The following is a 26848-nucleotide window of genomic DNA, read 5'->3' as shown; positions in this document are numbered from 1 at the left end:
TCCTGTTCCATATGCTTAAACGGAAAGTATAGTGCAGTTCAGTCCCATTTACGCATTAGCCGCTCCAGTTCGCCTTTCTTCTCCAGCTGGTACAGCGCGGCGGCGAGGCGCTCGGCGGTGCTGCGGGGAAGTTGTTTGCTGGTGGCGAAATACAATTTCGCGCTGAACATCACTTGCGGCAGGATCTTGACCTTGCCGACGGTGCGGGTGCGTTCCAGCAGTTTTTGCAGGCCGGGGCCGCGATGGAAGTACAGCCGGCCACGGCCGGCGATCAGCTTTTGCAGATTCAGGTCCTGGCTGGTGGCGCTGGCGTCGATTTCGATGCCGCCGATGGCGGCCAGGATGTCGCCGGCGGCAAAGCCGCGGTTGATCAGCACCGCGCCGTCCGGCGCCAGCTTGCGCACGTCGTCCCAGTCCTGGATCACCAGCTTGTCGTTGCTGCGCGCCAGGAAGTGGTATTCGATGGCGTACAACGCCGGGCCAATGAAGTTGAAGCGCTTTTCGCGGTCGGCCGAGCGCTGCACGGCGCACTGCACATCCTCGACGCCGCTTTCCAGTTCCGAGTAGGCGCGTATCAGCGGCTTCCAGCGCTGGTCGCCGACGAAGCGCAGGCCGGCGTCGAGCTGTTCGACGGCGCGCATGATGTCGATGCACAGGCCCTCGATGCGGTCCTTGCCGGCGGCAATAAATTTCGGTTCGGTGCCTTCCTGGGCGGCGGTGCGCAGCAGGATCGGCGGCTCGGCAGCCCGCAGCGGCGCGCAGACTGCGGCGAGCAGCAGCGCTATGCAGATGCGGTATATGCCTCCCATAAGATCCCCAAAAATCCGGCGCCGCGCGCTCTTTGAGCCTAGCTTACACCAGCGGCCGCCTGCACGGATGAGAGGCGAAAAAAAAGCTTCCGGTTGGAAGCTTTTTTAGGAATTCGGTGGTAGGCCGTGCGGGATTCGAACCTGCGACCAACGGATTAAAAGTCCGCTGCTCTACCAGCTGAGCTAACGACCCCCGAAAGAGGCCGTATTATATACAGTCGTGCGGCAATTGCAAAGGGCTTTTTATCGGGCTTTTTATCGACTTGTTATGGCGTGCCCAGGGCGGCAGTCGCCTTCAGCACTTCGTCGCTGCTGGTAACGCCTTCCTGGATCTTCAGCGCGCCGGCGATGCGCAGCGGTTTCATGCCGTCGGCCACGCTCTGGCGGCGCAGCGCCTGGATGTCGCTGTTCTCGCGCACCTGGGCGCTGAAGGCCGGGCTGACCGTCAGCAGCTCGTACAGCCCGGTGCGGCCGCGATAGCCGGTCTGGCGGCATTCGGGGCAGCCGACCGGGCGGTAAATCCGTTCCGGCTTGGGGAGGTCCCATTCGCCGGCCAGGCTGTGCCAGATATCGTCGCTGAGTTCGCCGCCCTCGGCCTTGCAGTCCGGGCACAGCGTGCGTACCAGCCGCTGCGCCATGATGCCGATCAGCGTCGCTTCCAGCAGGTAGTAGGGCACGCCCAGCTCCAGCAGCCGCATCACCGCCGACGGCGCATCGTTGGTGTGCAGCGTCGACAGTACCAGGTGGCCGGTCAGCGCCGCCTGGATCGCCATGTCGGCGGTGGCCAGGTCGCGGATCTCGCCGACCATGATGATGTCAGGGTCCTGGCGCATCAGGGCGCGCACGCCATCGGCGAAGGATAGCTCGATGCCGGGCTGCACCTGCATCTGGTTGAAGGCTGGCTCGACCATCTCGATCGGGTCCTCGACCGTGCACACATTGACCTCGGAGGTGGCCAGTGCCTTCAGCGTGGTGTACAGCGTGGTGGTTTTGCCCGAGCCGGTGGGGCCGGTGACCAGGATGATGCCGTGCGGGCGCCGGGTCAGCGCATCCCAGCGCTGCGCGTCATCGAGCGGAAAACCCAGCTCCGGCAGCGTCTTCACCACCACCTCCGGATCGAAGATGCGCATCACCAGTTTCTCGCCAAACGCGGTGGGCAGCGTCGACAGCCGCAGCTCGACTTCCTGGCCGCCGGCGGTGCGGGTCTTGATGCGGCCGTCCTGCGGGCGGCGCTTTTCGATCACGTCCATGCGCCCCAGCAGCTTGATGCGCGCGGTCATGGCGATCATCACCACCGCCGGCACCTGGTAGACCTGGTGCAGCACGCCGTCGATGCGGAAGCGGATCGCCGCCAGGTCGCGCTTGGGCTCCAGGTGGATGTCGGAGGCGCGCTGTTCGAACGCGTATTGCCATAGCCAGTCGACGATGTTGATGACGTGCTGGTCGTTGGCGTCGACCTGCTTGTTGCTCTTGCCTAGCTCGACCAACTGCTCGAAGTTGTTGCGCAGCGCCAGGTCGTTGCTATTCGATTTATTGGCTTTCTTGATCGATTTGGCCAGACTGAAAAACTGCGTGGTGTACTGGGCGATGTCGAGCGGATTGGCGATCACCCGGCGCACCGCGCGGCGCGAAATCTTGGCGATCTCGGCCTCCCATTCCTGCGGGTTGGGATCGGCGGTGGCTACCACCAGCGTGTCGTGGGTCAGTTCCACCGGCAGGATGTTGAAGCGCGCCGCGTAGCTGGCCGACATTACATCGGCCACGCGGGTGAAATCGATTTTCAGCGGATCGATGCGGATAAAGGGCAGGCCGGCGCGCGCCGCCAGCCATTCGCACAGCGCGTCCAGCGTCAGCAGCTTGTGCGGCGGCTGCGCCGACAGCAGCTTGGCGTGCGCCACCGCGCACAAGGGATGCATATAGCCGCTGGTGTTCTTGAGGATGGCCTGGCTCTGCGCGTAGAGTTCCTTGACTTCGGTCTTGCGCAGCATGCCGTCGGCCAGCAGCCAGGCGTATATCTGTTGCAGATCGAGCGGTGTCATCGTCAGGCCACCTTTCAGGAAGCGCTATTTGGTTGTAATGCCTTTGACCCAGGATTTTGCCGGCAGCTTGGTTTCAGCAACGATCTGCGCGGCACGTGCCTTCAGCGCTTCCGCATCGATGTCGCGCGCGCGCTTGAAGGCGATGGCGACCACGTTACCATCATGTACCTGCGGCAGGCAAATCACCTGCGCGAAAGCGAATTTGATCGCCTTGAGATTACGAGCGTAGCTTGGATGGTCGCCGAACAGGTTGACCGTCATCACGCCGTCGTCGTTCAGGCAGGCATTGCAGGCCAGGTAGAACTCCGCCGTGTCGAGCACCGGTCCGCGTGCGGTGGCGTCGTACAGATCGACCTGCAGCGCGTCCAGCGTATCGGCGTTGGCCTTGTCGTTGACGAAGGCCAGCGCGTCCATTTCCAGCACCTGCAGGCGCGCATCATTGGGCGGCAGCTTGAACATCGACTCGCAGATGGTGATGACCGACGGATTCAGCTCCACCGCCGTGACCTGCGCCTGCGGGAAACTGGCGTAGCAGAACTTGGTCAGCGCGCCGGTGCCCAGGCCCAGCTGGGCGATCTGGCGCGGCTGTTCCTGCCACAGCATCCAGGCCATCATCTGCTGTGCGTATTCCAGCTCCGGCCAGTTCGGCTTGCGGATGCGCATCGCGCCCTGTACCCATTCGGTGCCGAAATGCAGATAGCGCACGCCATCGAATTCCGACAGGGTCACCGGCGCATATTTGGGCTTGCGGGCCGGCTTGGCCGCCGCTGCCGACGCTGAGGCAGGGCGCGAGGATTCTTCTTTTTCGATGGATTTGCGTTTGATTAACATTCGGCACTGACAGGAGGGGATGAACCGGCATTATCTGAAAACAACAATGCCGGCGCAAGGCCGGCATTGAGGCGGGAGGAGAGAGGCTTCCCGATTAACGCTGCATCGGTTCCACCACCACGCGCAGGCGCACGCGCTCGCCTGGGTCGTAGGACATGATGCTGGTGTAGTTGCGGCCACGGTAGTCGTAGGTCACTTCATAGCCGGAAGTGCGCGACTCCCAATGATCGACGGTGCGGCACTGTTTGACTGCCTGCTCCTGCACGCCGCCGCTGTTCGGGGTGTTGGCGTTGTCGACGCGGTCGCCGACCAGCGCGCCGGCGATGGCGCCCGCCGCAGTGGCCACCGAACGGCCGCTGCCGCCGCCGATCTGGTTACCGGCCAGGCCGCCGACGATGCCGCCCAGGATGGCGCCGCCGACGCCACGTTCCGGCGCAGCTTGTTGCACCTGCACGTACTCGGTGCGGCATTCCTGGCGCGGACGGTTGATCTGCTCGGTTTGCGGGGTGACGCGCACCACGCGGCCGAAATCTTCAAAATCGGCAGCCTGGGCGAAAGGCAGGGCGCTCAGGCACAGGGCCGATGCGATCAGTTTGGCTTGCAAGTTCATTGGATACCTCGTGTTGGGTCAGGGTGTTTCGGGGTGTCTATCAGGAAAATTCTGATATTGCATGAACGTATGGTAATCCTGTGGCAACCCGGCGGCTAGTGGCCGGACGGTATCTGTGGCAACAAATTGTAACAGCCGCCACCGCTTAGGCGAATTGTGCCCATTTGGCCCCTAAATCCTGCAAAAAACTTCTGTTTTTAACAAATATTGCGTGGAATATCATATACGTGTTGATCTGAGAGGAACAACACGTTACCCTAATATGCGTATGGGAATTGATGGCCGGCACCGACCTGCAGGCCATTTTAGTGGACAGGTGCTCAAATTATTTACTCATTAATTCACAAGTTAGGCACTCCCGACAGCAAAGTGGATACACCGTACATACCAGGTCAAACTGAGGGAGACGAAAGCCTGCTGGCCAGCGTGCCGGCGAATCTCGTGCAGTCGATCCGCGCGTTCCGCGTCGGCGAGCTGCAGGAGGAGGCGGCCCGTCTGGGCCAGCATTTTCTGTACGCGCACTGCATCGCCGGCGCGACCAAGCAGCAAGTGCTGGGCATTATTGCGGAGTCGTTCCAGTTTCCCAAAGGGGTAGGCAAAAATTTCGACGGTCTGCGCACCACGCTGACCGACACCATGTTCCAGGCCGGTGCGCAAACCGGTTTCCTGGTGGTGCTGGAACAATTGCCGAACACCCAGAAATTTGACAAGGAAGCAAGGGAAACCCTGCTCGACGTGTTCCGCGACGCGGCTGACTACTGGACCGACAAAAACGTCGCGTTCCGGGTGTTTTACTCGTTCGAGTAGGCTGGCGCGCGTCTGCTGCATTGCAACAATCCTTGCCTTTTAGTGGCCCTGGCATGAGGGACGAGGTACAATGCCGGGTTATGAAAAACATCGTCATCCTGATTTCTGGTCGCGGCAGCAATATGGAAGCCATCGTCCGGGCGCTGCAATCCGAGCGCTGGCCGGCCCGCATTGCCGCTGTCATCAGCAATCGCGCTGACGCTGCAGGACTGGATTTTGCCGCCCAGCATGGCATCGCCACCGCGGTGGTGCCGAATAAGGACTATGCCAGCCGCGCGGAATTTGACGCCGCGCTGCAGGGCGTGATCGATGGCTACGCGCCCGATCTGGTGGTGCTGGCTGGTTTCATGCGCATCCTGACCGGGCAGTTTGTCGCGCATTACGCTGGCCGCCTGCTGAATATCCATCCGTCGCTGCTGCCGCTGTTCCCCGGACTGGCGACGCATGCGCAGGCGCTGGCCGCCGGCGTGCGTGAGCATGGCGCGACGGTGCATTTCGTAACGGCCGAACTCGACCACGGGCCGATGGTGCTGCAGGCCGGCGTGCCTGTGCTGCCGGATGATACGGTCGAAACCCTGTCGGCCCGCGTGCTGGAACAGGAACATGTCATCTACCCGCGCGCGGTGCGCTGGTTCGTAGAGGACAGGTTGACACTAGCGCAGGGCGCGGTCCAGGTGGACCACAGTAAGTAAAAACTAACCAAGGAATTCCATGAGATTGCCTCCAGCGATACTCGCCAACGCCGAAGAAGTGTTGCGCGAGATTTTGCGCTTTGCCGCGCCAGCCGACACCACCCTGTCGCGCTATTTCAAAGACCACCCGCGCCTGGGCGGCCGCGAACGCGGCGCGATCGCCGAGTCGGTGTACAACGTGCTGCGCAATAAGAACTTTTATACCGATTTCTCTGAAGCGGGCGGCGGCGCCACCATGCGCCGGCTGACGCTGCTGGGCATGGCCGATGCGGTCGGCCTGGAATCGCTGGGCGGCGTGTCGGAAGACGAGGCGGCGTGGGTCACCCGCATCATGGAAATCGACCGCAAGCTGATGCACAAGTCGAGCCGCTCGAACATGCCGCTGTGGCTGTTCGAGAAGCTGGTGGCACAGTACGGCGAAGAAGAAACGCTGGAACTGGCCGACAGCCTGAACCAGCCGGCGCCGCTGGACCTGCGCGTCAACACGCTGAAAGCCAACCGCGAAGAAGTGATCGCCAAGCTGGCCGAAGCGCCGATCCGCGCCACGCCGACGCCATTCGCGCCGCAGGGCCTGCGCGTGCTGCAAAAACCGCAGCTGCAAAACCTGCCGCTGTTCAAGGATGGCCATATTGAAGTGCAGGACGAAGGCAGCCAGCTGCTGTCGGCACTGGTGGCCGCCAAGCGCGGCGAGATGGTGGTGGACTTCTGCGCCGGCGCCGGCGGCAAGACGCTGTCGCTGGGCGCGACCATGCGCAACACCGGCCGCCTGTACGCCTTCGACGTTTCCGAGAAGCGCCTGACCAAGCTGAAACCACGCCTGGCGCGCAGCGGCCTGTCGAATGTGCATCCGGTGGTGATCGCGCACGAGCGCGACGCCAAGATCAAGCGTCTGGCCGGCAAGATCGACCGCGTGCTGGTCGATGCCCCATGCTCGGGCCTGGGCACCTTGCGCCGCAATCCGGACGTGAAGTGGCGCCAGAAGCCGGAAGCCGTGGCCGAGCTGCAAGCCAAGCAGGCGGCGATCCTGGACGGCGCGGCGCGCCTGGTCAAGGGTGGCGGCCGGCTGGTGTACGCCACCTGCTCGGTGCTGGAAGACGAGAATGACTTCATCGCCAAGCAATTCCTGGAAACTCATCCGGACTTCGAATTGATCCCGATGAGCAAGGCGCTGGCCGAGCAAAAGATCGAACTGGAGATGGGCGACTACCTGAAGCTGCTGCCGCACAAGCACCAGACCGACGGCTTCTTCGCCGCCGTGTTCGAGCGCAAGCCGATGCCCAAGAAAGTCAAGGAAGAAGTCGACGAAGTCGAAGCAGAGTAATTCAACAGGCCGGTGATCCCGGCCTGTTTTACGTTAATCTATACCCTCAATCAACTCAGCACAGAAAGTACAATGTCCCGACAACAGCCCCTGCTCAACCTGATCGATGATCTGATCGCCGGCGATATCCACGACGTCAGCCTGATGTGGCAGCTGGCCGCCATCATCCTGTCGGTGGTCATCGGCTTTGGCGTGGCGCGGCTGCTGAAGAAACGTTTCGGCCGTCACCACGAGCCGCAGGCGGGCGTGCTGGGCTTTGGCGTGGAAAGCTTTGGCCGGGTGATGGCGCCGCTGGGCGTGGTCGGCCTGCTGTTCCTGTCGCAGGTGCTGCTGCCCAAGTACCACATCCGCGTCAACCTGATCATGGTGGCGATCCCGATCTTCAGCTCGCTGGTGGTGATCCGCTTCACCTTCTACGTGCTGCGCCGCGTGTTCGCGCGCAATGGCCGCACCTTCAGCCCCGCCATGCTGGCCTTTGAAAAACTGTTCCAGCTGTTTGTCTGGCTGGCGTTCGTGCTGTATGTGACCGGCTTGTGGAACGATGTATTTATCTTCCTGGACAGCACCGTGCTGCCGATCGGTAAATACAAGGTGACGATTGCCGACATCCTGCAAGCTTCGCTGTCGGTGGTGGTGTTGCTGATGCTGGCGCTGTGGGCCGGCGCGGCGCTGGAAGAATCGCTGATGAAGGTGCAGGGCATGCACACCAATCTGCGGGTGGTGGTGTCGCGCACGGCGCGCGCAGTGCTGATCCTGGTGGCGGTGCTGATGAGCCTGTCGCTGGTGGGCATCGACCTGACCGTGCTATCGGTGTTTGGCGGCGCGCTCGGCGTCGGCCTCGGCCTGGGTTTGCAAAAGATTGCCAGCAATTACGTGTCGGGCTTTGTGATCCTGCTGGACCGCTCGCTGACCATTGGCGACATGATCACGGTGGATAAATATACTGGCAGGGTTACCCAGATCAACACCCGCTACACGGTACTGCAGGGGCTGGACGGCATGGAGTCGATCGTGCCGAATGAAATGCTGGTGTCGGGCGCGGTGCAGAACTCGTCGCTGTCGAACAGCATGGTGAATATTTCCACCAAGGTGTCGGTGGCGTATGACACCGATGTGGACTTCGTGATCCAGCTGCTGACCGACGCGGCGGCGACGGTGCCGCGCGTATCAAAAGATAAACTGCCGTCCGCCACGCTGACCAGCTTTGGCGCAGATGGGCTGGACCTGAGCGTCAGCTTCTGGATCAGCGATCCGGAGAATGGCCGCGGCGGCGTCACCTCGGATGTCAACCGGGCAATTTGGCGCGCGCTCAAGGAACACCAGATTTCTGTCCCATTCCCGCAACGGGAAATGCGCATCCTGGGCCCGGTGCCGGCCGCTCTGGCGGAGCAGGAAAGCACGACCGTGCCTAAGGAATAGTCAGTGATCGGGGAAAGCTTCCTCAAATCGGCATTAAATCATCGTACAATGTCGTCCAAAAGTCGGACACGGCGGGCGGCGCACGCCTGTAAAAAACACAATCTTGGTTGGAGTAGTAATGGATTTATACGCAGTATTGGATTTCTTGTCGAATGGCATCACCCGCTTCACGGGCTGGGAAGTGTTCTTCTATACGATGATCGTGACGCATATCACCATCGCCAGCGTGACGATCTACCTGCACCGCTGCCAGGCGCACCGCGCGCTGGACCTGCATCCCATCGTCAGTCATTTCTTCCGTTTCTGGCTGTGGCTGACCACCGGCCAGGTGACCAAGGAGTGGGCGTCGATCCACCGCAAGCACCACGCCAAGTGCGACACCGAGGAAGATCCGCACAGCCCGGTCACGCGCGGCATCAAGAAAGTGTTCTGGGAAGGCGCCGAGCTGTATCGCGCTGAATCGAAGAACAAGGAAACCATGGAGAAGTATGGCCATGGCACGCCGGATGACTGGATGGAGCGCAACGTCTATACCCGCCACAGCGCGGCCGGCGTGGTGTCGCTGCTGTTCATCAACGTTGCATTGTTCGGCGTGATCGGCATTACCGTGTGGGCGGTGCAGATGATGTGGATACCGGTGACGGCGGCCGGCATCATCAACGGCATCGGCCACTACTGGGGCTACCGCAATTATGACTGCTCGGACGCAGCCACCAACATCATCCCGTTCGGCCTGCTGATCGGCGGCGAAGAATTGCATAACAACCACCACACCTTTGCGACCTCGGCCAAGCTGTCGTCGAAATGGTATGAGTTTGATATTGGCTGGGGCTATATCCGCGCACTGGAAATGGTTGGCCTGGCGAAAGTGAAAAAACGCGCGCCGGAGCCGAAGTTCGCCAAGGGCAAGCTGGAAGCTGACTTCGACACCCTGCAATCGGTGATCGCCAACCGCTACGACGTGATGGCCAAGTACGCCAAATCGGTCAAGAGCGCCTGGAAAGAAGAGCTGGAGCACCTGAAGGACAAGGCGCAGCTGGAAGCGCGCTTCCTGAAATCGTCGCGCAAGCTGCTGCAGCGCGAGCCGGGCAAGCTGGCGGCGCCGCAACAGCAGCAGCTGTCGGAACTGTTCCAGCACAGCAAGGCGCTGGAAACCATGCACAATATGCGCGTCGAACTGGGCGTGATCTGGGAACGTTCGCATTTTACCCGCGACCAGCTGCTGCACAAGCTGCAAGACTGGTGCAACCGCGCCGAAGCGTCCGGCATCAAGTCGCTGCAGGACTTCTCGCTGCGCCTGCGCAGCTACGCCTAAAATCCGGGGTAATAAAAAAGCCACTCGATGAGTGGCTTTTTTTGTAGAAGCGAAGATCGATTACTTGATCTTGGTTTCTTTGTAGATCACGTGCTTGCGTGCTTTAGGATCAAACTTGGTGATCTCCATTTTTGCAGGCATCGTGCGCTTGTTTTTGGTGGTGGTGTAGAAGTGACCCGTACCTGCAGTCGATTCCAGCTTGATTTTGTCGCGACCAGTTTTTGCCATGGTGATAGCTCCCTAATTAGACTTTTTCGCCACGGGCGCGCATGTCGGCCAGAACGGCATCGATGCCGACCTTGTCGATTACACGCAGACCAGCGTTGGACAGACGCAGGGAGACCCAGCGGTTTTCAGATTCAACAAAAATACGACGGTTCTGCAGGTTAGGCAGGAAACGACGTTTGGTTTTGTTGTTTGCGTGGGAAACATTGTTGCCGACCATCGGCTTCTTCCCAGTAACTTGGCAAACACGTGCCATAACGCACTCCTTAAAAGACATTCCAAAATTGGAAAAACAAGAGTATATCCAAAAAAATCAGGTTTTTCAATCACTTACGAAAAACAATTGTGTCATGATATTGTGGAATAATTTAACAATTGTGAGTTCGTTCGTAAACCCTTGAGCGCATAGGGGTAAACTACAGTTGTCCATGCTCGGCAAAGGAATGCACCTGATGTCCGGCGACGACAAAATGATCGAGAATGCGGATATCCACCAGCGCCAGCGCCTGCATCAATGCGCGCGTCAGCAGCATGTCGGACTCGCTGGGCTCCGGCGTGCCGGACGGGTGGTTATGCGCCAGCATCACGCTGGCGGCATTGCGCGCCAGTGCCTCCTTGATCACCTCGCGCGGATACACGGCCGTATGGGTCAACGTGCCCCTGAACATTTCCTTGGCATCGATCAGGCGGTTTTTCACATCCAGGAACAGTACATGGAAGGATTCGAAAGGCTTGCCTGCAAACGTGGTACGCAGGTATTCCTTCACCGCGCGCGGCGAGTTGAGCATGGAGCCGGTGGTGACTTCCTCCAGCATCGCGCGGCGCGCCAGCTCCATCACCGCCTGTAGCTGGGTGTATTTGGCCGGCCCCAGGCCTTTGACCTCGGCGAATTCGTTCAGGCTGGCGGCAAACAGTTTTTGCAGTGAACCAAAATGGTGCATCATCTCGTGCCCCAGCTGCACCGCGTCCTTGCCATGCACGCCGGTGCGGAGAAAAATTGCCAGCAATTCCGCTTCCGACAGCGCCTGCGCGCCTTCCCGTATCAAGCGCTCGCGCGGGCGTTTTTCCTGCGGCCAGTCCATGATTGCCATGATGATCTCCCTTTAATCTGCATTTACTTTGCCTTAGCCGCAAGCGGAGAAGGCGAGGAGGATCAAAGGTGGCTTACAATATGGGCTTTCTCTGTCCAACGAAGCTTAAGTCATGTCTAACGAGCAACCTGTTGTCACCGCATCGTCGTATCTCACCCTGAATTACCGTCTGGCCTCGCTGGATGGCAACGATATTGTCACCACCTTTGCCACCACGCCGGCCACACTGCTGATGGGCCAGGGCCAGCTGGCGCCGGTGCTGGAAGAATTGCTGATCGGCCTGCCGGAAGGCACGCACAAGACTTTCGACCTGGAGCCGGGTGTCGGCTTTGGGCCACGCAACCCTGAGCTGATCCGCCAGGTCAGCCGTGCTACGCTGGACCAGAATTCGGCGCCGGACGCCGATTACAAGATTGGCGACCTGGTCGATTTCGCCGCGCCGGGCGGTGGCCGCTTTGCCGGCATCCTGCGCGAGCTGGGCGATGAAACCTGTCTCTTCGATTTCAACCACCCGCTGGCCGGCCAGCCGCTGAAGTTTGAAGTCCAACTGATCTCCGTGCTGTGAGGATTGCATGAGCGATAAAGAACTCCTGTTGGCCCAGCCGCGCGGCTTTTGCGCCGGCGTCGACCGCGCCATCGAAATCGTCGAGCGCGCGTTGCAGCAGTTTGGCGCGCCGATCTATGTGCGCCACGAAATCGTCCACAACGCCTATGTGGTGGCGGACCTGCGCGCCAAGGGCGCGATCTTTATCGAAGAGCTCAGCGAAGTCCCGCCCGGCAATACATTGGTGTTCTCGGCACACGGCGTGTCGAAGGCAGTGCGTGCCGAGGCCGACGAGCGCGGCTTCAGCATCTTTGACGCCACCTGTCCGCTGGTCACCAAGGTGCACGTGGAAGTGGCCAAGATGCGCAAGCAGGGCTGTGAGATCATCATGATTGGCCACGATGGCCACCCGGAAGTCGAGGGCACCATGGGCCAGACCGACGAAGGCATGTATCTGGTGGAAACCGTGGAAGACGTGGCCAAGCTGCAGGTCACCAAGCCGGATCAACTGGCCTATGTGTCGCAGACCACGCTGTCGGTGGACGATACCGCCGACATCATCACCGCGCTGAAAGCCCGCTACCCGGCGATTATCGAGCCGAAGAAGGGCGACATCTGCTACGCCACCACCAACCGCCAGGAAGCTGTCAAGTTTATGGCGCCGCAGGTGGAAGTGGTGATCGTGGTCGGTAGCCCGAACAGTTCCAACTCCAACCGCCTGCGCGAAGTGGCGGAGAAGAAGGGGACGCCCGCTTATATGGTCGACAACGCCACGCAGATCAAGCCGGAGTGGCTGGATGGCAAGCTGCGGGTCGGCGTCACCGCCGGCGCGTCGGCGCCGGAAGTGCTGGTGCAGGCTGTCATCGATCGCCTGAAGGAACTGGGCGTGCGCAGCGTGCGTCCGCTGGACGGCGTACAGGAGGCGGTCACCTTCCCGCTGCCGAAAGGTCTGGATGGGATACAAAAAACTGCACCAATCGAGGGCGCAATCTAATCCATTTGCCTCGGGGCGGAATATAATTTAGCTCCGTTAGCGTTATTCCGGCATTAGTTTTTCGGAATGTTCGTTATTATTTGCCTCGCTCTAAAAAGTTGTCGTTTCAGCTTAATAAACTGGGGCGATGGAGACACCGATCAGGCACGAAACTTGCAACGTGATTGTGTAGTCAACGGCGGCACTACGGGGACACCCGGGTGCCGTTTTTGTTACATGACCACGCATAACAAAGGTAAAGGCAACGATGGATACGTTTATCCAACAAATTATTAACGGGCTAGTGCTAGGCAGCATGTACGCACTGGTCGCGCTCGGCTACACCATGGTGTATGGCGTTCTGAATCTGATCAACTTCGCCCACGGCGACGTGCTGATGATCGGTGCGATGACCGGCTTGACTATCCTCAACATCCTCAACACGCATTTCCCGGACCTGCCGGGCGCCGTTAAATTGGCGATTGCCATCGGCGGTGCGATTCCAGTCTGTATGATCGTCAACATCATCATCGAGCGCGTGGCTTACCGCCGTCTGCGCAATGCGCCACGGCTGGCGCCGCTGATCACCGCGATCGGCGTGTCGACCCTGCTGAACACGTTTGCGATGATGATCTGGGGCCGCAACCCGCTGCCATTCCCGCAGATGCTGCCGAGCGATCCGATCCTGATTGGCGGCGCGGTGATCACGCCGACCCAGATCCTGCTGCTGGCGCTGGCGCTGGTGTCGATGGCAGGCCTGGTGCTGCTGGTGGAAAAAACCAAGATGGGCCGCGCCATGCGCGCCACGGCGGAGAATCCACGCGTCGCCGGCCTGATGGGCGTCGATTCCAACAAGGTCATCATCGCCACCTTCGCGCTGGGCGCGGCGCTGGCGGCGGTGGCTGGCGTGATGTGGGGAGCGAATTATGCGTCGATCCAGTTCTCGATGGGCTTCCTGCCCGGCCTGAAAGCATTCTGCGCGGCCGTGCTGGGCGGCATCGGCAATATTTATGGCGCCATGATCGGCGGTATCGCGCTGGGGATTATTGAAAGCCTGGGCGCCGGCTATATCGGCGACCTGACCGGCGGCTTCCTGGGCAGCCACTATCAGGACATCTTTGCGTTTGTGGTGCTGATCCTGGTGCTCACGGTGCGTCCGTCCGGCATCATGGGCGAGCGCGTGGCGGACCGGGCTTAAGGAGCGACCAAGATGACTTTGATGAGCTTCGACTTCAAGCGCAATCCGCGCCAGGCCTATGTCAGCATGGTTTTGCTGACTGCGCTGCTGGTGGCGTTCCCGTTCTTCGCGCAGAACTACGGCAACTCGTGGGTACGTATCGCCGACATGGCGCTGCTGTACATCATGCTGGCGCTGGGCCTGAATATCGTGGTCGGCTTTGCCGGCCTGCTGGACCTCGGTTATATCGCGTTCTACGCGGTAGGCGCCTACCTGGTCGGCCTGCTGGCGTCGCCGCAATTTGCGACCTTGCTGGAATCGATTATTTACCAGTATCCGGCGCTGGGTGAAACGCTGATCGCGATTCTCGGCCCGGAGATCCAGCAGAACGGCATCCACCTGTCGGTATGGGTGATTGTGCCGCTGGCGGCTGCGGTAGCTGCACTGTGCGGCGCGGTGCTGGGCGCGCCGACGCTGAAGCTGCGCGGCGATTATCTGGCGATCGTGACGCTGGGCTTCGGCGAGATCATCCGCATCTTCATGAACAATCTGAACGAGCCGATCAACTTCACCAACGGCCCGCAGGGCATCAATATGATCGATCCGATCAGGGTGTTTGGCGTAAACCTGGCGGGGGAGGCGGGCTCGCGCGCGACCGTGTTTATCGGCGGCTATGGCATGCCTTCGGTAAATGCCTACTACTTCCTGTTCCTGTTCCTGTGCGTGGCGGTGGTGTTTGTGACCTCGCGCTTGCAGCATTCGCGCCTGGGCCGTGCCTGGGTGGCGATCCGCGAGGATGAGATTGCCGCCAAGGCGATGGGCATCAATACCCGCAACGTCAAGCTGCTGGCATTCTCGATGGGCGCCTCGTTCGGCGGTGTGGCCGGCGCGATGTTCGGCTCCTTCCAGGGCTTTGTGTCGCCGGAATCGTTCTCGCTGACCGAGTCAATCGCGGTGCTGGCCATGGTGGTACTGGGCGGTATCGGCCATATTCCTGGGGTGATCATGGGCGGCGCGCTGCTCGCGGCCTTGCCGGAAATCCTGCGCCATGTGGTTGAGCCGCTGCAGGAGAAATTGTTCGGCCATGTGCTGATCGAAGCGGAAGTGCTGCGCCAGTTGCTGTACGGCCTGGCCATGGTGCTGATCATGCTGAACCGTCCGGCCGGCTTGTGGCCCGCACCCAAGCATGAGGATCGCCCCGATGGCGATTCCGATAGCAAGAATCAATCGACGGGCGTGATGGCGGCGTGAGGAAGAGATAACAATGACTGAACAGGTAATTCTCCAGATCGCCGGCGTCAACAAGCGTTTCGGCGGCTTGCAGGCGCTGACCGATGTTGGCATCAAGATCATGCAAGGCCAGATTTATGGCCTGATCGGCCCGAATGGCGCCGGCAAGACCACTTTCTTTAACGTGATTACCGGCTTGTACCAGCCGGATACCGGCACCTTTGAACTGGCTGGCAAGCCGTATTCCCCGTCGGCGCCGCATGAGGTCGCCAAGGCGGGCATCGCCCGTACCTTCCAGAACATCCGCCTGTTCGGCGAGATGACGGCGCTGGAAAACGTCATGGTGGGGCGCCATGTGCGTTCCAAGCAGGGCGTGTTTGGCGCCATTTTCCGCCACAAGGCGGCGCGCCAGGAAGAGGCGGACATCCGCCAGCGCGCGCAGGAGTTGCTGGATTTCGTCGGCATCGGCAAGTTTGCCAACCGTACCTCCAAATTCCTGTCCTACGGCGACCAGCGCCGTCTGGAGATCGCCAGGGCGCTGGCGACCGATCCGCAACTGCTGGCGCTGGACGAACCGGCGGCCGGCATGAACGCCACCGAGAAACTGGCACTGCGCGAACTGTTGATCAAGATCAAAGAGCAGGGCAAGACGGTGTTGCTGATTGAACACGATGTCAAGATGATGATGAGCTTGTGCGACCGGCTGATGGTGCTGGAATACGGCAAACCAATTGCCGAAGGCTTGCCGGCGGAAATACAAAGTAATCAGGCGGTGATTGACGCCTACCTGGGAGGATCGCACTAATGAGCGACAATGTTCTAAAAGTATCGGGACTGAAAGTCGCATACGGTGGCATTAAAGCCGTCAAGGGTATCGATCTCGAAGTAAATCAAGGTGAATTAATTGCTTTGATTGGCGCCAATGGCGCCGGTAAAACCACCACGCTGAAAGCGATTACCGGCACTTTACCGCCATGCAAAGTCGAAGGTACGATTACCTATCAGGGCGAATCCCTGAAAGGCAGTAAATCTTTCCATTTGGTTGAAAAGAAACTGGCGATGGTGCCGGAAGGCCGCGGTGTATTTACCCGTATGTCGATTCACGAGAATCTGATGATGGGTGCATATACTCGCAATGATAAAGCCGGGATTGAATCCGATATTGCCAAATGGTTTGATGTGTTCCCGCGATTAAAAGAACGTGCGCAGCAATTGGCCGGTACTTTATCTGGTGGTGAACAGCAAATGCTGGCCATGGCGCGTGCGTTAATGTCGCATCCAAAACTATTATTGCTGGATGAGCCATCGATGGGTTTATCGCCGATTATGGTGGAAAAGATTTTCGAGGTGATTCGTAATGTATCGAAAGAGGGGATTACCATTTTGCTGGTAGAGCAGAATGCGAAACTCGCGCTGCAAGCCGCGCACCGTGGTTATGTCATGGACTCCGGCAGCATCACCATGACCGGTGCCGCCAGCGATATGCTGGACGACCCCCGCGTCAAAGCTGCTTACCTCGGCGAGTAAGACGCTCCGCCACACGCACCAAGCCGCCAGCGCAAGCTGTGCGGCTTTTTTATTAGCCTCCCTAAGCTAAAAATTAGCGCGTTCACGCCGTTTTCTGGTGTGGAGGGAGTGACTTTCCCCGCAAACCCGCACCCCACTGGGTCAGACGCTTTTGTTTCGGTATAAAAAAAGCCCCGGATTAACCGGGGCTTTTTTAGAAGATATCCGGCACCCTACCGTGCCGGATATTCTTTAATTACTTATTTCTTTGCTGGTGCTGCTTTAGCGGCGGCGGTAGTGAATTGATTTACTGCCGAGCTCAGATTGGTTTCAATCGATTCAACTGCTTGTTTAGCGGTTTTGGTGAATTGCTCGTAACCGGCGGTGGCATTGCCGATTGCCGATTTCAACAGAGCAACAGCATTTTCGGTGCCGGCTGGTGCATTTTTGCTGACTTCATCAACCAGCGAAATAACTTTGCGGTTGGTTTCGGCGATTTGGGTTTCAGCGGCTTTGCTGAATTCAGCGCCGGTGCTGGTGGCGATGGTTGCCAGGTGACGGCCATAAGCGAGGGTTTTTTCAGCGCTAGGTTGGGCTTGTGCCGAAGCCAGCGAGAAGAATTCTTGTGGATCTTTAGCCGACAGCAATTGCTTGGTCGCTGCCGAAGTTTCTTCCAGCGATGCTTTAGCGGCGGTCAGGTTCAGGTCGACAAACTTCTCAACGCCTTCGAAGGCTTTATTGGTCAGGGTCGAGAAAATAGCGAATTGCGCTTCAAAATTAGCTTTGGTCGCATTGGAAAATTGCTCAGGAATCGAAAACATTTAGATCTCCAGAAATAGTCGTTGATTGAATTTACTGCTCGTGTTTCTACCGTCGGTGAGAAACAGGCAAACTACGTTTCAGACCGAACAACATATTGTGCAACGCAACAAACCAAATTCTACGGCCTTCAGAAATTAAGTCAAGCGCTTTTTTGTGCGTTGCATCAAAGAATCCTCACTTCGCTGGAGATATAGATTCCCAGGGGAAATTCTGAGGAAAACAGTGGCTCTCCGGTGAGAAGTTGTCTGACGTGTTAGACTCGGCCAGACCTGAATCGCTGCCATCTTCCGGCGCCGATTGCCTTTTAGATCACAAGTTATTCCGATGCCTCAGACGCCAAATGCCGCACCAGTTGCCCGGCAAGCCAGTTTTTTGTCGCCGATTCCGCTGTTTTTTGTGCTGCTGTGGAGCAGCGGCTTTATCGTCGCCAAGTTCGGCCTGCCGTACGCGCCGCCGCTGACCTTTATCCTGCTGCGCTTTATCGGCGTGCTGGCGGTGCTGGCGCCGGTGGTGTGGCTGCTGAAAGCACCTTGGCCGAAAAAGAGCCAGATCGGCCACATCGCGGTAGCTGGTTTGCTGGTACAGGCCGGCTACCTGATCGGCGTCTGGTGCGCCATCAAACAGGGCATGCCGGCGGGCCTGTCCGCACTGATAGTGGGCATGCAGCCAATTTTGACCGCGTTTGCCGCGCCGCTGATCGGCGAGAAAGTCCGTCCAAGCCAATGGCTGGGCCTGCTGTTCGGTATCGGCGGCGTAGCACTGGTCGTGGCCGCCAAGATCCAGCTGGTGGGCCTGTCGGTCCCGGCGATTTTACTGTGCGTGCTGGCGCTGCTGAGTATTACCTGCGGCACGCTGTACCAGAAGCACCATTGCCCGCAATTCGATTTGCGCGTGGGGACGGTGATCCAGTTCGCTGCCTCGGCCATACTGGTCTTGCCGCTGGCAATCGGGTTTGAGGGACTCGGCCCGGATCTTGCTGCTGTGCAGTGGACGCCGCGCTTTATCGGTGCCTTGCTGTGGTCGATATTCGGCGTATCGATTTGCGCGATTTTCCTGCTGTTTGCGCTGATCCGCAGAAATGACGCCACCCAGGTCACCAGTTTGTTGTATCTGACGCCGCCGACTACCGCTATCATGGCCTGGCTGATGTTTGGCGAAGCTTTCAACGCCCTCGGCATGGCTGGCATGGCGCTGGCGGTGACCGGTGTGATCTTCGTGGTCAAGAAACCCAAGTGAGCGAAAACGCATGATGTCCACTCCCGAGCAGCAAGCAGTCGATGCCGCCATCACCACCCGCCGCTCGCTGCGCGCCTTTTTGCCGACGCCGGTGGCCAGGGAGGACATCGAGCAGATTTTGCAGGTGGCGGGCAGGGCGCCGTCCGGCACCAACACCCAGCCGTGGAAAGTGTATGTGCTGCAAGGCGAGCGCAAACAGCAGTTGTCTTCCGCCATCCTGGCCGCATATAACGATCCAGAACAGGCGAAGTTGCATCAGGAAGAATACGCCTACTATCCGCAGCAATGGGTTGCGCCCTATATCGACCGCCGCCGCAAGGTCGGCTGGGACCTGTATGCGCTGCTGGGCCTGAGCCGCGACAACAAGGCCGGCATGGCCGCACAGCACGGCAAGAACTACGATTTCTTTGGCGCCCCGGTGGGGCTGATCTTCACCATCGACCGCATCATGGAGCAGGGCTCGTGGCTGGACTACGGTATGTTCCTGCAGAACATTATGGTGGCTGCGCGCGGGCGTGGCCTGGATACCTGTCCACAGGCGGCTTTCACTCAGTATCACCGCATCATCGCTGAACAACTGGCGCTGCCGCTGAATGAAACCGTGGTGTGCGGCATGGCGCTTGGTGTTGCCGATTTGAGTAAAGTTGAGAATTCTTTGATCACTGAGCGCATGGCGCTCGGAGAATTTGTTAAATTTGTCGAATAGGACTAGCTTGTTTTTTCCTATATTGCGTAGACACAACCATTGATGCTGCGAGTGTTAAATTTGCTTGCGCTGGCTCAGCGTTTTGCTACACTGCAACCGGTTTGGTGAATTTTTTTGGGGATACTAATGGTTAAAATCGCATTAAGCGCGCTGATTTCGCTGATGTTTGCATCTGCAGCCATTGCTGCACCGGCAGCCGACAAGAGCGGCGCCGCGCCCAAAAAAGTGGTGTTGAAAAAGCGCCAACCGGTACGTGTGGCTGCCGCAGACGCCAGCGACCGCGTGGTCAAGCGCGTGGTCAAGGTCAACGGCAAGCGCAAGGTGGTGTATCAGCGCGTGCTGGCCGCCGCGCCGGCTGCGCCGACGATGGGCGATCTCGCCGGCCTGAACAAAACCAATGATCCGCTGTCGCTGGCGTCGAATGTGGCGCTGGTGCTGGATCAGGCCAATTCCGAAGTGCTGTTTGAAAAGAATTCCAATGTAGCGCTGCCGATCGCCTCGATCACCAAGATGATGACCGGTCTGGTGGTGGTGGAAGCCAAGCAGGACATGGACGAAATCCTGACCGTCACCGATGAGGACGTGGACCGCGAAAAATTCAGCAGCTCGCGCCTCAAGGTGGGCACGCAGATGAGCCGTGCCAGCATGCTGCACATCGCGCTGATGAGCTCGGAAAACCGCGCCGCCTCAGCGCTGGGACGCAACTATCCGGGCGGCAAGCCAGCGTTTGTGGAAGCGATGAACGCCAAGGCGCGCGAACTGGGCATGAGCGACACCCACTACGTCGATTCCAGCGGCCTGTCGAAAATGAATGTGGCCAGCGCGCGCGACCTGGCCAAGCTGGCGATGGCGGCGTATCAGCAGCCGATGCTGCGCCAGTTCTCCACCGACCCGAAAGCCATCGTGGAAACCAGCAATGGCCGTCCGATGCAGTTCGGCACCACCAACCATCTGGTGGCCAGCCCGGACTGGGCGATTGGTTTGCAGAAAACCGGCTTCATCAACGAAGCGGGACGCTGCCTGCTGATGCAGGCGGTGATCGAAGGCCGCTCGGTGATCATGGTGTTCCTCGATTCCAAGGGCAAGCAGTCGCGGACGGCGGACGCCGGCCGCATGCGTAAATGGCTGGAAGCGCTGCGTCCGGCCAATCTGGTCGGCGGCGGTGTTTCCACCACGCCTTATTCGACCGGGATGTAACCCAGGGTGACGGAGATCTGGCGCGCAGTCAGCACCAGGTCTTCCAGCCAGTCTTCCTGCAGACGGTCGGCCGGCGCCGAGATCGACAGCCCGGCAATCAGCTTGCCGCCGTCGTCGTAAATGCCGGCGGCCATGCAGCGCACACCCAGTTCCAGTTCTTCATTATCGCGCGAGTAGCCGCGCGACTTCACCAGGCTCAGCTCGCGTTCCAGTTTGCCCAGATCGGTAATCGAATTCTTGTTGTGCCCGGCCAGGCCGGTGCGCGTGGCGTAGGCGCGGATGGCTTTCGGCTCGTCCACCGACAGGAATAGCTTGCCGGTCGAGGTCAGGTGCAGCGGACCGCGGCCGCCGATGGCGCGCACCACCTGCATGCCCGAACGCTCCGAGAAGGCGCGGTCGATGTAGACGATCTCGTCCCCCTGGCGCACCGACAAGTTGATGGTCTGCTGGGTTTTTTTGTGCAGTGCACGCATGAAGTCCAGCGCCGCCTCGCGTACCGACAGCCGGCTCTTGACCACATTGCCCAGTTCCAGCAGCCGCATGCCGAGCCGGTAAGTGCCTGGCTCGACCCGGTCAACAAAGCGGGTGACTACCATATCGTTGAGGATGCGGTGCGCGGTCGACGGGTGTAGCCCCGAGACCTTGGACAATTCCTTGAGACTGACAGGATCGGGATACTTGGCCAGGGCATCCAGCAGCGCCACCATCCGCTCGATCACCTGAATGGTGGTCTTTTGCTCGGGAACGGTTTCAATTTTCATGATGTGGTTGGTGCAATGCAGAATTCGATAATTGATTTATACCATAATGTGAAAAAAAACGGAATTGATGCATAATGTGCTATTCAAAAAGTGATGGCACGTCATGGAACAACCAATTAGCGAATTCAAGAGCAAGAGCGGTCTGAAGCGGATCTACACGGCGTTTTTTTATTCCATTGATGGTTTCCGCTCGGCGTGGCGCAATGAACACGCGTTCCGCCAGGAGGTCAGCGTATTTGCTGTCGGCGCGGTGATTGCGCTGCTGCTGAACGTGTCGGCATTTGAGAAACTGGTGCTGATTGGCGCGCTGCTGCTGATCCTGATCGTCGAGCTGATCAATTCGTCGATCGAGGCGGTGGTGGACCGGGTGTCGCTGGAGCGCCATCCGCTGTCGAAAAACGCCAAGGATTTCGGCAGCGCGGCGGTCTTGCTGACCTGCTTGCTGGCGATAGCCACCTGGGCTGTGGTGCTGTACAACCGCTTCATATGATTTTCTTGTATATAGAACTGATAAAAGCTTAGTTCTCATTTATAAAGCACGGCAGTAATCTGGAGTCCTTCACTACTAGGGGAATCCAATGCTGTCCAAAAAAATCATTGCCGCCGCTGTTCTCGCTATCACCGCCGTCGCGCCAGCGCTGGCTGCGGACATCTCGCTGCTGAACGTGTCGTATGACCCGACCCGCGAGCTGTACCAGGACGTCAACACTGCATTCGCCAAAGAGTGGAAAGCCAAGACCGGCGACAACGTCAAGATCAAGCAATCGCACGGCGGTTCGGGTAAACAAGGCCGTGCCGTGATCGACGGCCTGGAAGCCGACGTGGTTTCGCTGGCGCTGGCATACGACATCGACGCCATCGCCGAACACAAGCTGCTGTCGCCGGAATGGCAGAAGAAGCTGCCGCACAACAGCACCCCGTACACCTCGACCATCGTGTTCCTGGTCCGCAAGGGCAACCCGAAAGCGATCAAGGACTGGGCTGACCTGGTCAAGCCAGGCGTGTCGGTGATCACCCCGAATCCAAAAACCTCTGGCGGCGCCCGCTGGAACCACCTGGCCGCCTACGGCTATGCGCTGCGCCAGCCAGGCGGCAGCGAAGCCACCGCCAAGGAATTCCTGAGCAAACTGTACAAAAACGTGCCGGTGCTGGATTCCGGCGCGCGTGGCGCCACCACCACCTTCGTTGAACGCGGCATCGGCGACGTGCTGATCGCCTGGGAAAACGAAGCGCTGCTGGCGATCAAGGAACTGGGCCCGACCAAGTTCGACATCGTCGCACCATCGGTGTCGATCCTGGCTGAACCACCAGTCGCCGTCGTGGATAAAGTGGTCGACAAGCGCGGCACCCGCAAGGTGGCCGAGGCTTATCTGAACTTCCTGTACACCGACGAAGCGCAGGACATCATCGCCAAGAACTACTACCGTCCGGCCACCGAGAAAGCAGCCAAGAAATACGCTTCCCAGTTCCCGGCCGTGAAACTGTTCACCATCGCGGATGTGGCTGGCGGCTGGACCAAGGCGCAGAAGACCCACTTTGCCGACGGCGGCCTGTTCGACCAGATCTACCAGCCGAACAAGTAATCATATGCTGAGCGCCTTTGAACAGTTGCGCGTGCTGATAGCGCCCGGTCTGCATAACAGCGGACCGGACCACTGGCAAAGCCGCTGGCAACAGCTGTTCCCCGCTTTCGAGCGGGTGCAGCAGGAAGATTGGGATGTGCCGGACCTGCCGCGCTGGTCGGCACGCGTCGATGCGCTGCGCCAGCGCGGCGGCGAGGCGGACCGGCGTCCCACGCTGATCGTCGGCCACAGCTTCGGCGCGCTGGCCACGGTGCATAGCGTGGCGCGCAATCCCGCCAATGTGGTGGGCGTGCTGCTGGTGGCGCCGGCCGACCCGGACAAGTTCAATGTGGCTCAGCTATTGCCGCAGCAGGCTTTGCCGGTGTCGTCCATCATGGTCGGCAGCACCAACGATCCTTGGATGGCGGCGCCGCGCGCCGAGCAATGGGCGCATCGCTGGCACAGCCGTTTCATCAATGGCGGCCCGCTGGGGCATATCAACGCGGAATCCGGCCTCGGTGATTGGCCTGAAGGATTGGAAACCTTGTATTTTTTAGCAGACCAAGCGCACAATAGCGTGTTGTCCGCGTGACCTTTTCTACCTTCTTTCCTGGAGAACCATTATGACGATCCGCCTGGGCGATACCGCGCCTGATTTCGAACAAGATTCTTCCATCGGCCCACTGAAATTCCATGAATGGGCTGGTAATTCGTGGGTGGTGCTGTTCTCGCACCCGGCTGACTTCACGCCAGTGTGCACCACCGAGCTGGGCCTGACCGCCAAGCTGAAACCAGAATTCGACAAGCGCAACGTGAAAGCCATCGCGCTGTCGGTGGACGCTGCCGAATCGCACAAAAACTGGATCAAGGACATCGAAGAAACCCAAAAGACCGTGGTGGGTTTCCCTATCGTTGCCGACGCCGACCGTAAAGTTTCCACGCTGTACGACATGATCCACCCGGAAGCTTCGGCCACCGCTACCGTGCGTTCGCTGTTCGTCATCGATCCGAACAAAAAGGTGCGCCTGACTATCACCTATCCGATGAGCACCGGCCGCAACTTCGATGAAGTGCTGCGCGTGATCGATGCGCTGCAACTGACCGATGGCTATACCGTTGCCACGCCAGGCAACTGGAAAGATGGCGATGACGTGATCATCCCGCTGACCGTGCAAGATCCGGAAGTGCTGAAGCAGAAATATCCAAAAGGCTTCACCGCCGAGCGTCCATACCTGCGCGTCACCCCGCAACCGAACAAATAAGCTTATTAGTTTTTCGTTGTTTGGTTTGCTCCCCAGAGTAGTTACCCTTCGGGCCTACTTTGGGGAAACTCTATGGATGTGCAGTTTGTTGCGTCAGGATTCGCGGTTGGTCTGCTGGTCGGCATGACCGGTGTCGGCGGTGGTTCGCTGATGACACCGCTTCTGACCTTGATGTTCGGCGTCACGCCCGCTGTGGCGGTCGGCACCGATCTCGCGTTTGCCTCGCTGACCAAGGGTGTCGGCACTTTCACTCACCGCTGGCGCGGCACGGTCCACTGGGACATCGTGCGCCGACTCTGCATGGGCGCCTTGCCGGCGGCCTTGGTGGCCAGTCTCGCCCTCAAACATTTCGGTACGCTCAGCCATGAAATGGGCCAAATTATCCGCTACATGATCGCCACCTCCGTCATGCTGACCGTGGTGGCGCTGCTGTTCAAGCGCAAGATGCTGGCCTGGATTACCGCCCACCCGGAGCGCCAATTGCAGGGCGACGCTCTGCGCAACGCCACCATCCTGTCCGGCGCCGTGCTGGGCGTGCTGGTGACCATTTCCTCGATCGGCGCCGGCGCCATCGGTGCAACCTTGTTGGTCATGCTCTATCCGCGCCTGAGCGCCGCCGAAGTGGCTGGCACCGACATCGCCTACGCCGTGCCGCTGACCGCGATTGCCGCCGTTGGCCACTGGTGGCTGGGTTCGATTAACTGGAGCTTGCTGCTGACGCTGCTCATCGGCTCCGTGCCTGGCATCACCATAGGCGCTTACGTCGCGCGCGCCGTGCCCGAGCGGCTGTTGCGCAGTATCCTGGCAGTAACGCTCGTAGCCGTGGCGGCCAAGCTGGTATATAGCTGAAACATCTAATCAAATGACTAATGCTTCGTTTGTATTATGAAGCTTAGGTGAGAACATGCAGCCCTTATAGAAGGTTTTGTAATAAGGGAGCAATTATGTCTGCTGTTCTTGCAGCGTCCGCCGTACCGCCGCCAGTGGCTAAACGGGGCGCACCGTTCCGTGTCATGCCGGGGTTCCGGCTGTCGCTGGGCTTCACCATTTTCTATCTGACGCTGATCGTGCTGATCCCGCTGTCGGCCGTTTTCCTGAAAACGTTCACCCTGACCTGGGATTCGTTCTGGACCACGGTGACCTCGGCGCGCGTGATTGCATCCTACAAGCTGACGTTTGGCGCTTCGCTGATCGGCGCCTTCATCAACGTCATTTTCGGCGGCATCGTGGCGTGGGTACTGGTGCGCTATGAGTTCCCCGGCAAGCGCATCGTCGACGCGCTGGTCGATCTGCCGTTCGCACTGCCGACCGCCGTCGCCGGCATCACGCTGACGGCGCTGTATTCGGCCAACGGCTGGCTGGGCAAGTTCATCGAAGGCACGCTGGGTATCAAGGTGGCGTTCACGCCGCTGGGCGTGGTGATTGCGCTGACCTTCATCGGCCTGCCATTCGTGGTGCGCACGGTGCAGCCGGTGCTGGAAGACGCCGAGCGTGAACTGGAAGAGGCTGCCGCCAGCCTGGGCGCCAACGCCTGGCAGACCTTCTCGCGCGTGGTGTTCCCGACCATTCTGCCGTCGCTGATGACCGGCTTCGCGCTGGCCTTCGCGCGCGCCACCGGCGAATATGGCTCGGTGATCTTCATTGCCGGCAATATGCCGATGGTGTCGGAGATCACGCCGCTGTTCATCATCACCAAACTGGAGCAGTACGACTATGCCGGCGCCACCGCGATTGCGACCGTGATGCTGGTGGTGTCGTTCATCCTGCTGTTGGCCATCAACCTGTTGCAAGCCTGGGCTCGCGGAAAGTCGGATAAATCATGAGCGGAGCACCTGTTACCCCGGTCCGTCGCGGCGAACTGCCGTCCAGGGCGGACATTCTGGAACCACGCTGGGTGCGCGGCGTACTGATCGCCATCGCGCTGCTGTTCCTGACGCTGTTCCTGTTCGTGCCGCTGGTGTCGGTGTTCTTCGAGGCGCTGAAAAAAGGCTGGGAAGCCTACAGCGCCGCCATCTTCGAGGACGACGCTATCTCGGCCATCAAGCTGACGCTGATTACCGCCGCCATCGCGGTGCCGCTGAACCTGGTGTTCGGCGTGGCGGCATCCTGGTGCATCGCCAAGTTCGAGTTCCGCGGCAAGAGCATCCTGCTGACGCTGATCGACCTGCCGTTCTCGGTGTCGCCGGTGATCTCGGGCCTGATCTATGTGCTGCTGTTTGGCGCGCAAGGCTACTTCGGTCCATGGCTGATGGAGCATGACATCAAGATCCTGTTTGCGGTGCCGGGCATTGTGCTGGCCACCATCTTCGTCACCTTCCCGTTTGTGGCGCGCGAGCTGATCCCGCTGATGCAGGCGCAGGGCAGCGAAGAAGAAGAGGCCGCCATCGTGCTGGGCGCGTCCGGCTGGGACACCTTCCGCCGCGTGACGCTGCCGAACATCAAGTGGGGCCTGCTGTATGGCGTGATCCTGTGTAACGCCCGCGCCATGGGCGAGTTCGGTGCGGTATCGGTGGTGTCTGGCCACATCCGTGGCGAGACCAACACCATGCCGCTGCAAGTCGAGATTCTGTACAACGAATACAACTTTGCCGCCGCCTTTGCCGTGGCCTCGCTGCTGGCGCTGCTGGCGCTGGTGACCCTGGTTGTGAAAACTTTTATCGCCTGGCGCCTGAACGAATCCGTCGCCGACGACGCACGTACTTCGGAGTAATAC

The 26848-nt window shown here is 59.6% G+C and carries 30 protein-coding genes and 1 tRNA gene; 21 read left to right on the top strand and 10 right to left on the bottom strand.

Features of this window, described 5'->3' with window-relative positions; genetic code table 11:
• Window positions 1-38 precede the first annotated feature (38 nt).
• The 5 genes from KW842_RS14640 to KW842_RS14620 form a co-directional block, all read right to left on the bottom strand.
• On the bottom strand, window positions 39-809 hold the full coding sequence (locus KW842_RS14640) for an ABC transporter substrate-binding protein (RefSeq protein WP_218304843.1): 771 nt from the start codon (window positions 807-809) through the stop codon (window positions 39-41).
• Window positions 810-926: 117 nt separating this feature from the next.
• Window positions 927-1002, bottom strand: a tRNA-Lys gene (locus tag KW842_RS14635).
• A gap of 73 nt (window positions 1003-1075) precedes the next feature.
• Window positions 1076-2848: a GspE/PulE family protein gene (locus KW842_RS14630; protein ID WP_218304842.1), complete on the bottom strand. Its 1773-nt coding sequence runs from the start codon at window positions 2846-2848 to the stop codon at window positions 1076-1078.
• Between the two features lie 24 nt (window positions 2849-2872).
• Entirely contained in the window at window positions 2873-3679 is an 807-nt protein-coding gene (locus KW842_RS14625) for a spermidine synthase (RefSeq protein WP_218304841.1), read from the bottom strand.
• Window positions 3680-3773: 94 nt separating this feature from the next.
• A complete protein-coding gene (locus tag KW842_RS14620) occupies window positions 3774-4289 on the bottom strand; it encodes a glycine zipper 2TM domain-containing protein (RefSeq protein WP_218304840.1) in 516 nt (171 codons plus the stop codon).
• Window positions 4290-4706: 417 nt separating this feature from the next.
• Between KW842_RS14620 and KW842_RS14615 the strand changes: the two genes are divergently transcribed.
• The 5 genes from KW842_RS14615 to KW842_RS14595 all read left to right on the top strand — a co-directional run bounded on the left by KW842_RS14615 (window position 4707) and on the right by KW842_RS14595 (window position 9843).
• Window positions 4707-5096 (top strand): barstar family protein, encoded by a 390-nt coding sequence (locus KW842_RS14615; RefSeq protein WP_229223718.1) that lies wholly within the window; start codon window positions 4707-4709, stop codon window positions 5094-5096.
• A gap of 80 nt (window positions 5097-5176) precedes the next feature.
• Entirely contained in the window at window positions 5177-5788 is a 612-nt protein-coding gene (gene purN / locus KW842_RS14610) for a phosphoribosylglycinamide formyltransferase (protein ID WP_218304839.1), read from the top strand.
• A gap of 19 nt (window positions 5789-5807) precedes the next feature.
• The gene (locus KW842_RS14605; RefSeq protein WP_218304838.1) at window positions 5808-7109 is read left to right on the top strand and encodes an RsmB/NOP family class I SAM-dependent RNA methyltransferase; all 1302 of its coding nucleotides are present in this window, start codon (window positions 5808-5810) and stop codon (window positions 7107-7109) included.
• A gap of 72 nt (window positions 7110-7181) precedes the next feature.
• On the top strand, window positions 7182-8528 hold the full coding sequence (locus KW842_RS14600) for a mechanosensitive ion channel family protein (protein WP_218304837.1): 1347 nt from the start codon (window positions 7182-7184) through the stop codon (window positions 8526-8528).
• Between the two features lie 118 nt (window positions 8529-8646).
• Window positions 8647-9843 carry a fatty acid desaturase gene (locus KW842_RS14595; protein WP_218304836.1) on the top strand — a complete coding sequence of 399 codons (1197 nt, stop codon included), beginning with the start codon at window positions 8647-8649 and terminating at the stop codon, window positions 9841-9843.
• 60 nt (window positions 9844-9903) lie between these two features.
• Here KW842_RS14595 and rpmG read toward each other — a convergent pair whose 3' ends face one another.
• From rpmG to radC, 3 genes are all read right to left on the bottom strand, one after another.
• Window positions 9904-10071 carry a 50S ribosomal protein L33 gene (gene rpmG / locus KW842_RS14590; RefSeq protein WP_005665735.1) on the bottom strand — a complete coding sequence of 56 codons (168 nt, stop codon included), beginning with the start codon at window positions 10069-10071 and terminating at the stop codon, window positions 9904-9906.
• Between the two features lie 16 nt (window positions 10072-10087).
• Window positions 10088-10324 carry a 50S ribosomal protein L28 gene (rpmB, locus tag KW842_RS14585; protein WP_008451488.1) on the bottom strand — a complete coding sequence of 79 codons (237 nt, stop codon included), beginning with the start codon at window positions 10322-10324 and terminating at the stop codon, window positions 10088-10090.
• A gap of 160 nt (window positions 10325-10484) precedes the next feature.
• On the bottom strand, window positions 10485-11159 hold the full coding sequence (gene radC / locus KW842_RS14580; RefSeq protein ID WP_218304835.1) for a DNA repair protein RadC: 675 nt from the start codon (window positions 11157-11159) through the stop codon (window positions 10485-10487).
• Window positions 11160-11271: 112 nt separating this feature from the next.
• Here radC and KW842_RS14575 point away from each other — a divergent pair, with 112 nt between their 5' ends.
• From KW842_RS14575 to KW842_RS14550, 6 genes are all read left to right on the top strand, one after another.
• Entirely contained in the window at window positions 11272-11724 is a 453-nt protein-coding gene (locus KW842_RS14575; protein ID WP_218304834.1) for a peptidylprolyl isomerase, read from the top strand.
• Between the two features lie 7 nt (window positions 11725-11731).
• Window positions 11732-12697, top strand: coding sequence for a 4-hydroxy-3-methylbut-2-enyl diphosphate reductase (gene ispH, locus KW842_RS14570; RefSeq protein ID WP_218304833.1), 966 nt, complete (start codon window positions 11732-11734; stop codon window positions 12695-12697).
• Between the two features lie 247 nt (window positions 12698-12944).
• Window positions 12945-13874: a branched-chain amino acid ABC transporter permease gene (locus KW842_RS14565; protein WP_218304832.1), complete on the top strand. Its 930-nt coding sequence runs from the start codon at window positions 12945-12947 to the stop codon at window positions 13872-13874.
• Between the two features lie 12 nt (window positions 13875-13886).
• The gene (locus KW842_RS14560; RefSeq protein ID WP_218304831.1) at window positions 13887-15104 is read left to right on the top strand and encodes an ABC transporter ATP-binding protein; all 1218 of its coding nucleotides are present in this window, start codon (window positions 13887-13889) and stop codon (window positions 15102-15104) included.
• 13 nt (window positions 15105-15117) lie between these two features.
• Window positions 15118-15888: an ABC transporter ATP-binding protein gene (locus KW842_RS14555; RefSeq protein WP_218304830.1), complete on the top strand. Its 771-nt coding sequence runs from the start codon at window positions 15118-15120 to the stop codon at window positions 15886-15888.
• Entirely contained in the window at window positions 15888-16610 is a 723-nt protein-coding gene (locus tag KW842_RS14550) for an ABC transporter ATP-binding protein (protein ID WP_218304829.1), read from the top strand. Before KW842_RS14555 ends, KW842_RS14550 begins: the two co-directional genes overlap by 1 nt.
• Window positions 16611-16849: 239 nt before the next feature.
• On the opposite strand, the gene KW842_RS14545 is transcribed toward KW842_RS14550, so the two are convergent.
• Complete coding sequence (locus KW842_RS14545) at window positions 16850-17410, bottom strand: phasin family protein (RefSeq protein ID WP_218304828.1); 561 nt, start codon at window positions 17408-17410, stop codon at window positions 16850-16852.
• A gap of 325 nt (window positions 17411-17735) precedes the next feature.
• Between KW842_RS14545 and KW842_RS14540 the strand changes: the two genes are divergently transcribed.
• From KW842_RS14540 to pbpG, 3 genes are all read left to right on the top strand, one after another.
• Window positions 17736-18647, top strand: a complete 912-nt coding sequence (locus KW842_RS14540) for a DMT family transporter (RefSeq protein ID WP_218304827.1) — start codon at window positions 17736-17738, stop codon at window positions 18645-18647.
• A gap of 10 nt (window positions 18648-18657) precedes the next feature.
• Window positions 18658-19353 (top strand): nitroreductase, encoded by a 696-nt coding sequence (locus tag KW842_RS14535; protein WP_218304826.1) that lies wholly within the window; start codon window positions 18658-18660, stop codon window positions 19351-19353.
• A 126-nt stretch (window positions 19354-19479) separates the two neighbouring features.
• Window positions 19480-20550 carry a D-alanyl-D-alanine endopeptidase gene (gene pbpG / locus KW842_RS14530; protein WP_218304825.1) on the top strand — a complete coding sequence of 357 codons (1071 nt, stop codon included), beginning with the start codon at window positions 19480-19482 and terminating at the stop codon, window positions 20548-20550.
• Here the strand turns inward: pbpG and KW842_RS14525 are convergent.
• Entirely contained in the window at window positions 20532-21311 is a 780-nt protein-coding gene (locus KW842_RS14525) for an IclR family transcriptional regulator (protein WP_090181706.1), read from the bottom strand. The two genes, pbpG and KW842_RS14525, sit on opposite strands and share 19 nt — an antisense overlap.
• Before the next feature lie 103 nt (window positions 21312-21414).
• Between KW842_RS14525 and KW842_RS14520 the strand changes: the two genes are divergently transcribed.
• From KW842_RS14520 to cysW, 7 genes are all read left to right on the top strand, one after another.
• Window positions 21415-21801, top strand: a complete 387-nt coding sequence (locus KW842_RS14520) for a diacylglycerol kinase (RefSeq protein ID WP_218304824.1) — start codon at window positions 21415-21417, stop codon at window positions 21799-21801.
• Between the two features lie 88 nt (window positions 21802-21889).
• Window positions 21890-22894 carry a sulfate ABC transporter substrate-binding protein gene (locus tag KW842_RS14515; RefSeq protein ID WP_218304823.1) on the top strand — a complete coding sequence of 335 codons (1005 nt, stop codon included), beginning with the start codon at window positions 21890-21892 and terminating at the stop codon, window positions 22892-22894.
• A 4-nt stretch (window positions 22895-22898) separates the two neighbouring features.
• Complete coding sequence (locus tag KW842_RS14510) at window positions 22899-23465, top strand: alpha/beta hydrolase (protein WP_218304822.1); 567 nt, start codon at window positions 22899-22901, stop codon at window positions 23463-23465.
• A gap of 31 nt (window positions 23466-23496) precedes the next feature.
• Window positions 23497-24135, top strand: coding sequence for a peroxiredoxin (locus KW842_RS14505; protein WP_218304821.1), 639 nt, complete (start codon window positions 23497-23499; stop codon window positions 24133-24135).
• A 72-nt stretch (window positions 24136-24207) separates the two neighbouring features.
• A complete protein-coding gene (locus KW842_RS14500) occupies window positions 24208-24984 on the top strand; it encodes a sulfite exporter TauE/SafE family protein (protein ID WP_218304820.1) in 777 nt (258 codons plus the stop codon).
• A 95-nt stretch (window positions 24985-25079) separates the two neighbouring features.
• Window positions 25080-25958 carry a sulfate ABC transporter permease subunit CysT gene (gene cysT, locus KW842_RS14495; RefSeq protein ID WP_218304819.1) on the top strand — a complete coding sequence of 293 codons (879 nt, stop codon included), beginning with the start codon at window positions 25080-25082 and terminating at the stop codon, window positions 25956-25958.
• Window positions 25955-26845: a sulfate ABC transporter permease subunit CysW gene (gene cysW / locus KW842_RS14490; protein WP_218304818.1), complete on the top strand. Its 891-nt coding sequence runs from the start codon at window positions 25955-25957 to the stop codon at window positions 26843-26845. Before cysT ends, cysW begins: the two co-directional genes overlap by 4 nt.
• Window positions 26846-26848 lie beyond the last annotated feature (3 nt).

Source organism: Duganella sp. sic0402, assembly GCF_019219065.1.
Taxonomy (GTDB): domain Bacteria; phylum Pseudomonadota; class Gammaproteobacteria; order Burkholderiales; family Burkholderiaceae_D; genus Rugamonas.
Note: the sequence above shows the minus strand (reverse complement) of the source record. Positions and strands in the feature narration are given on the sequence as shown.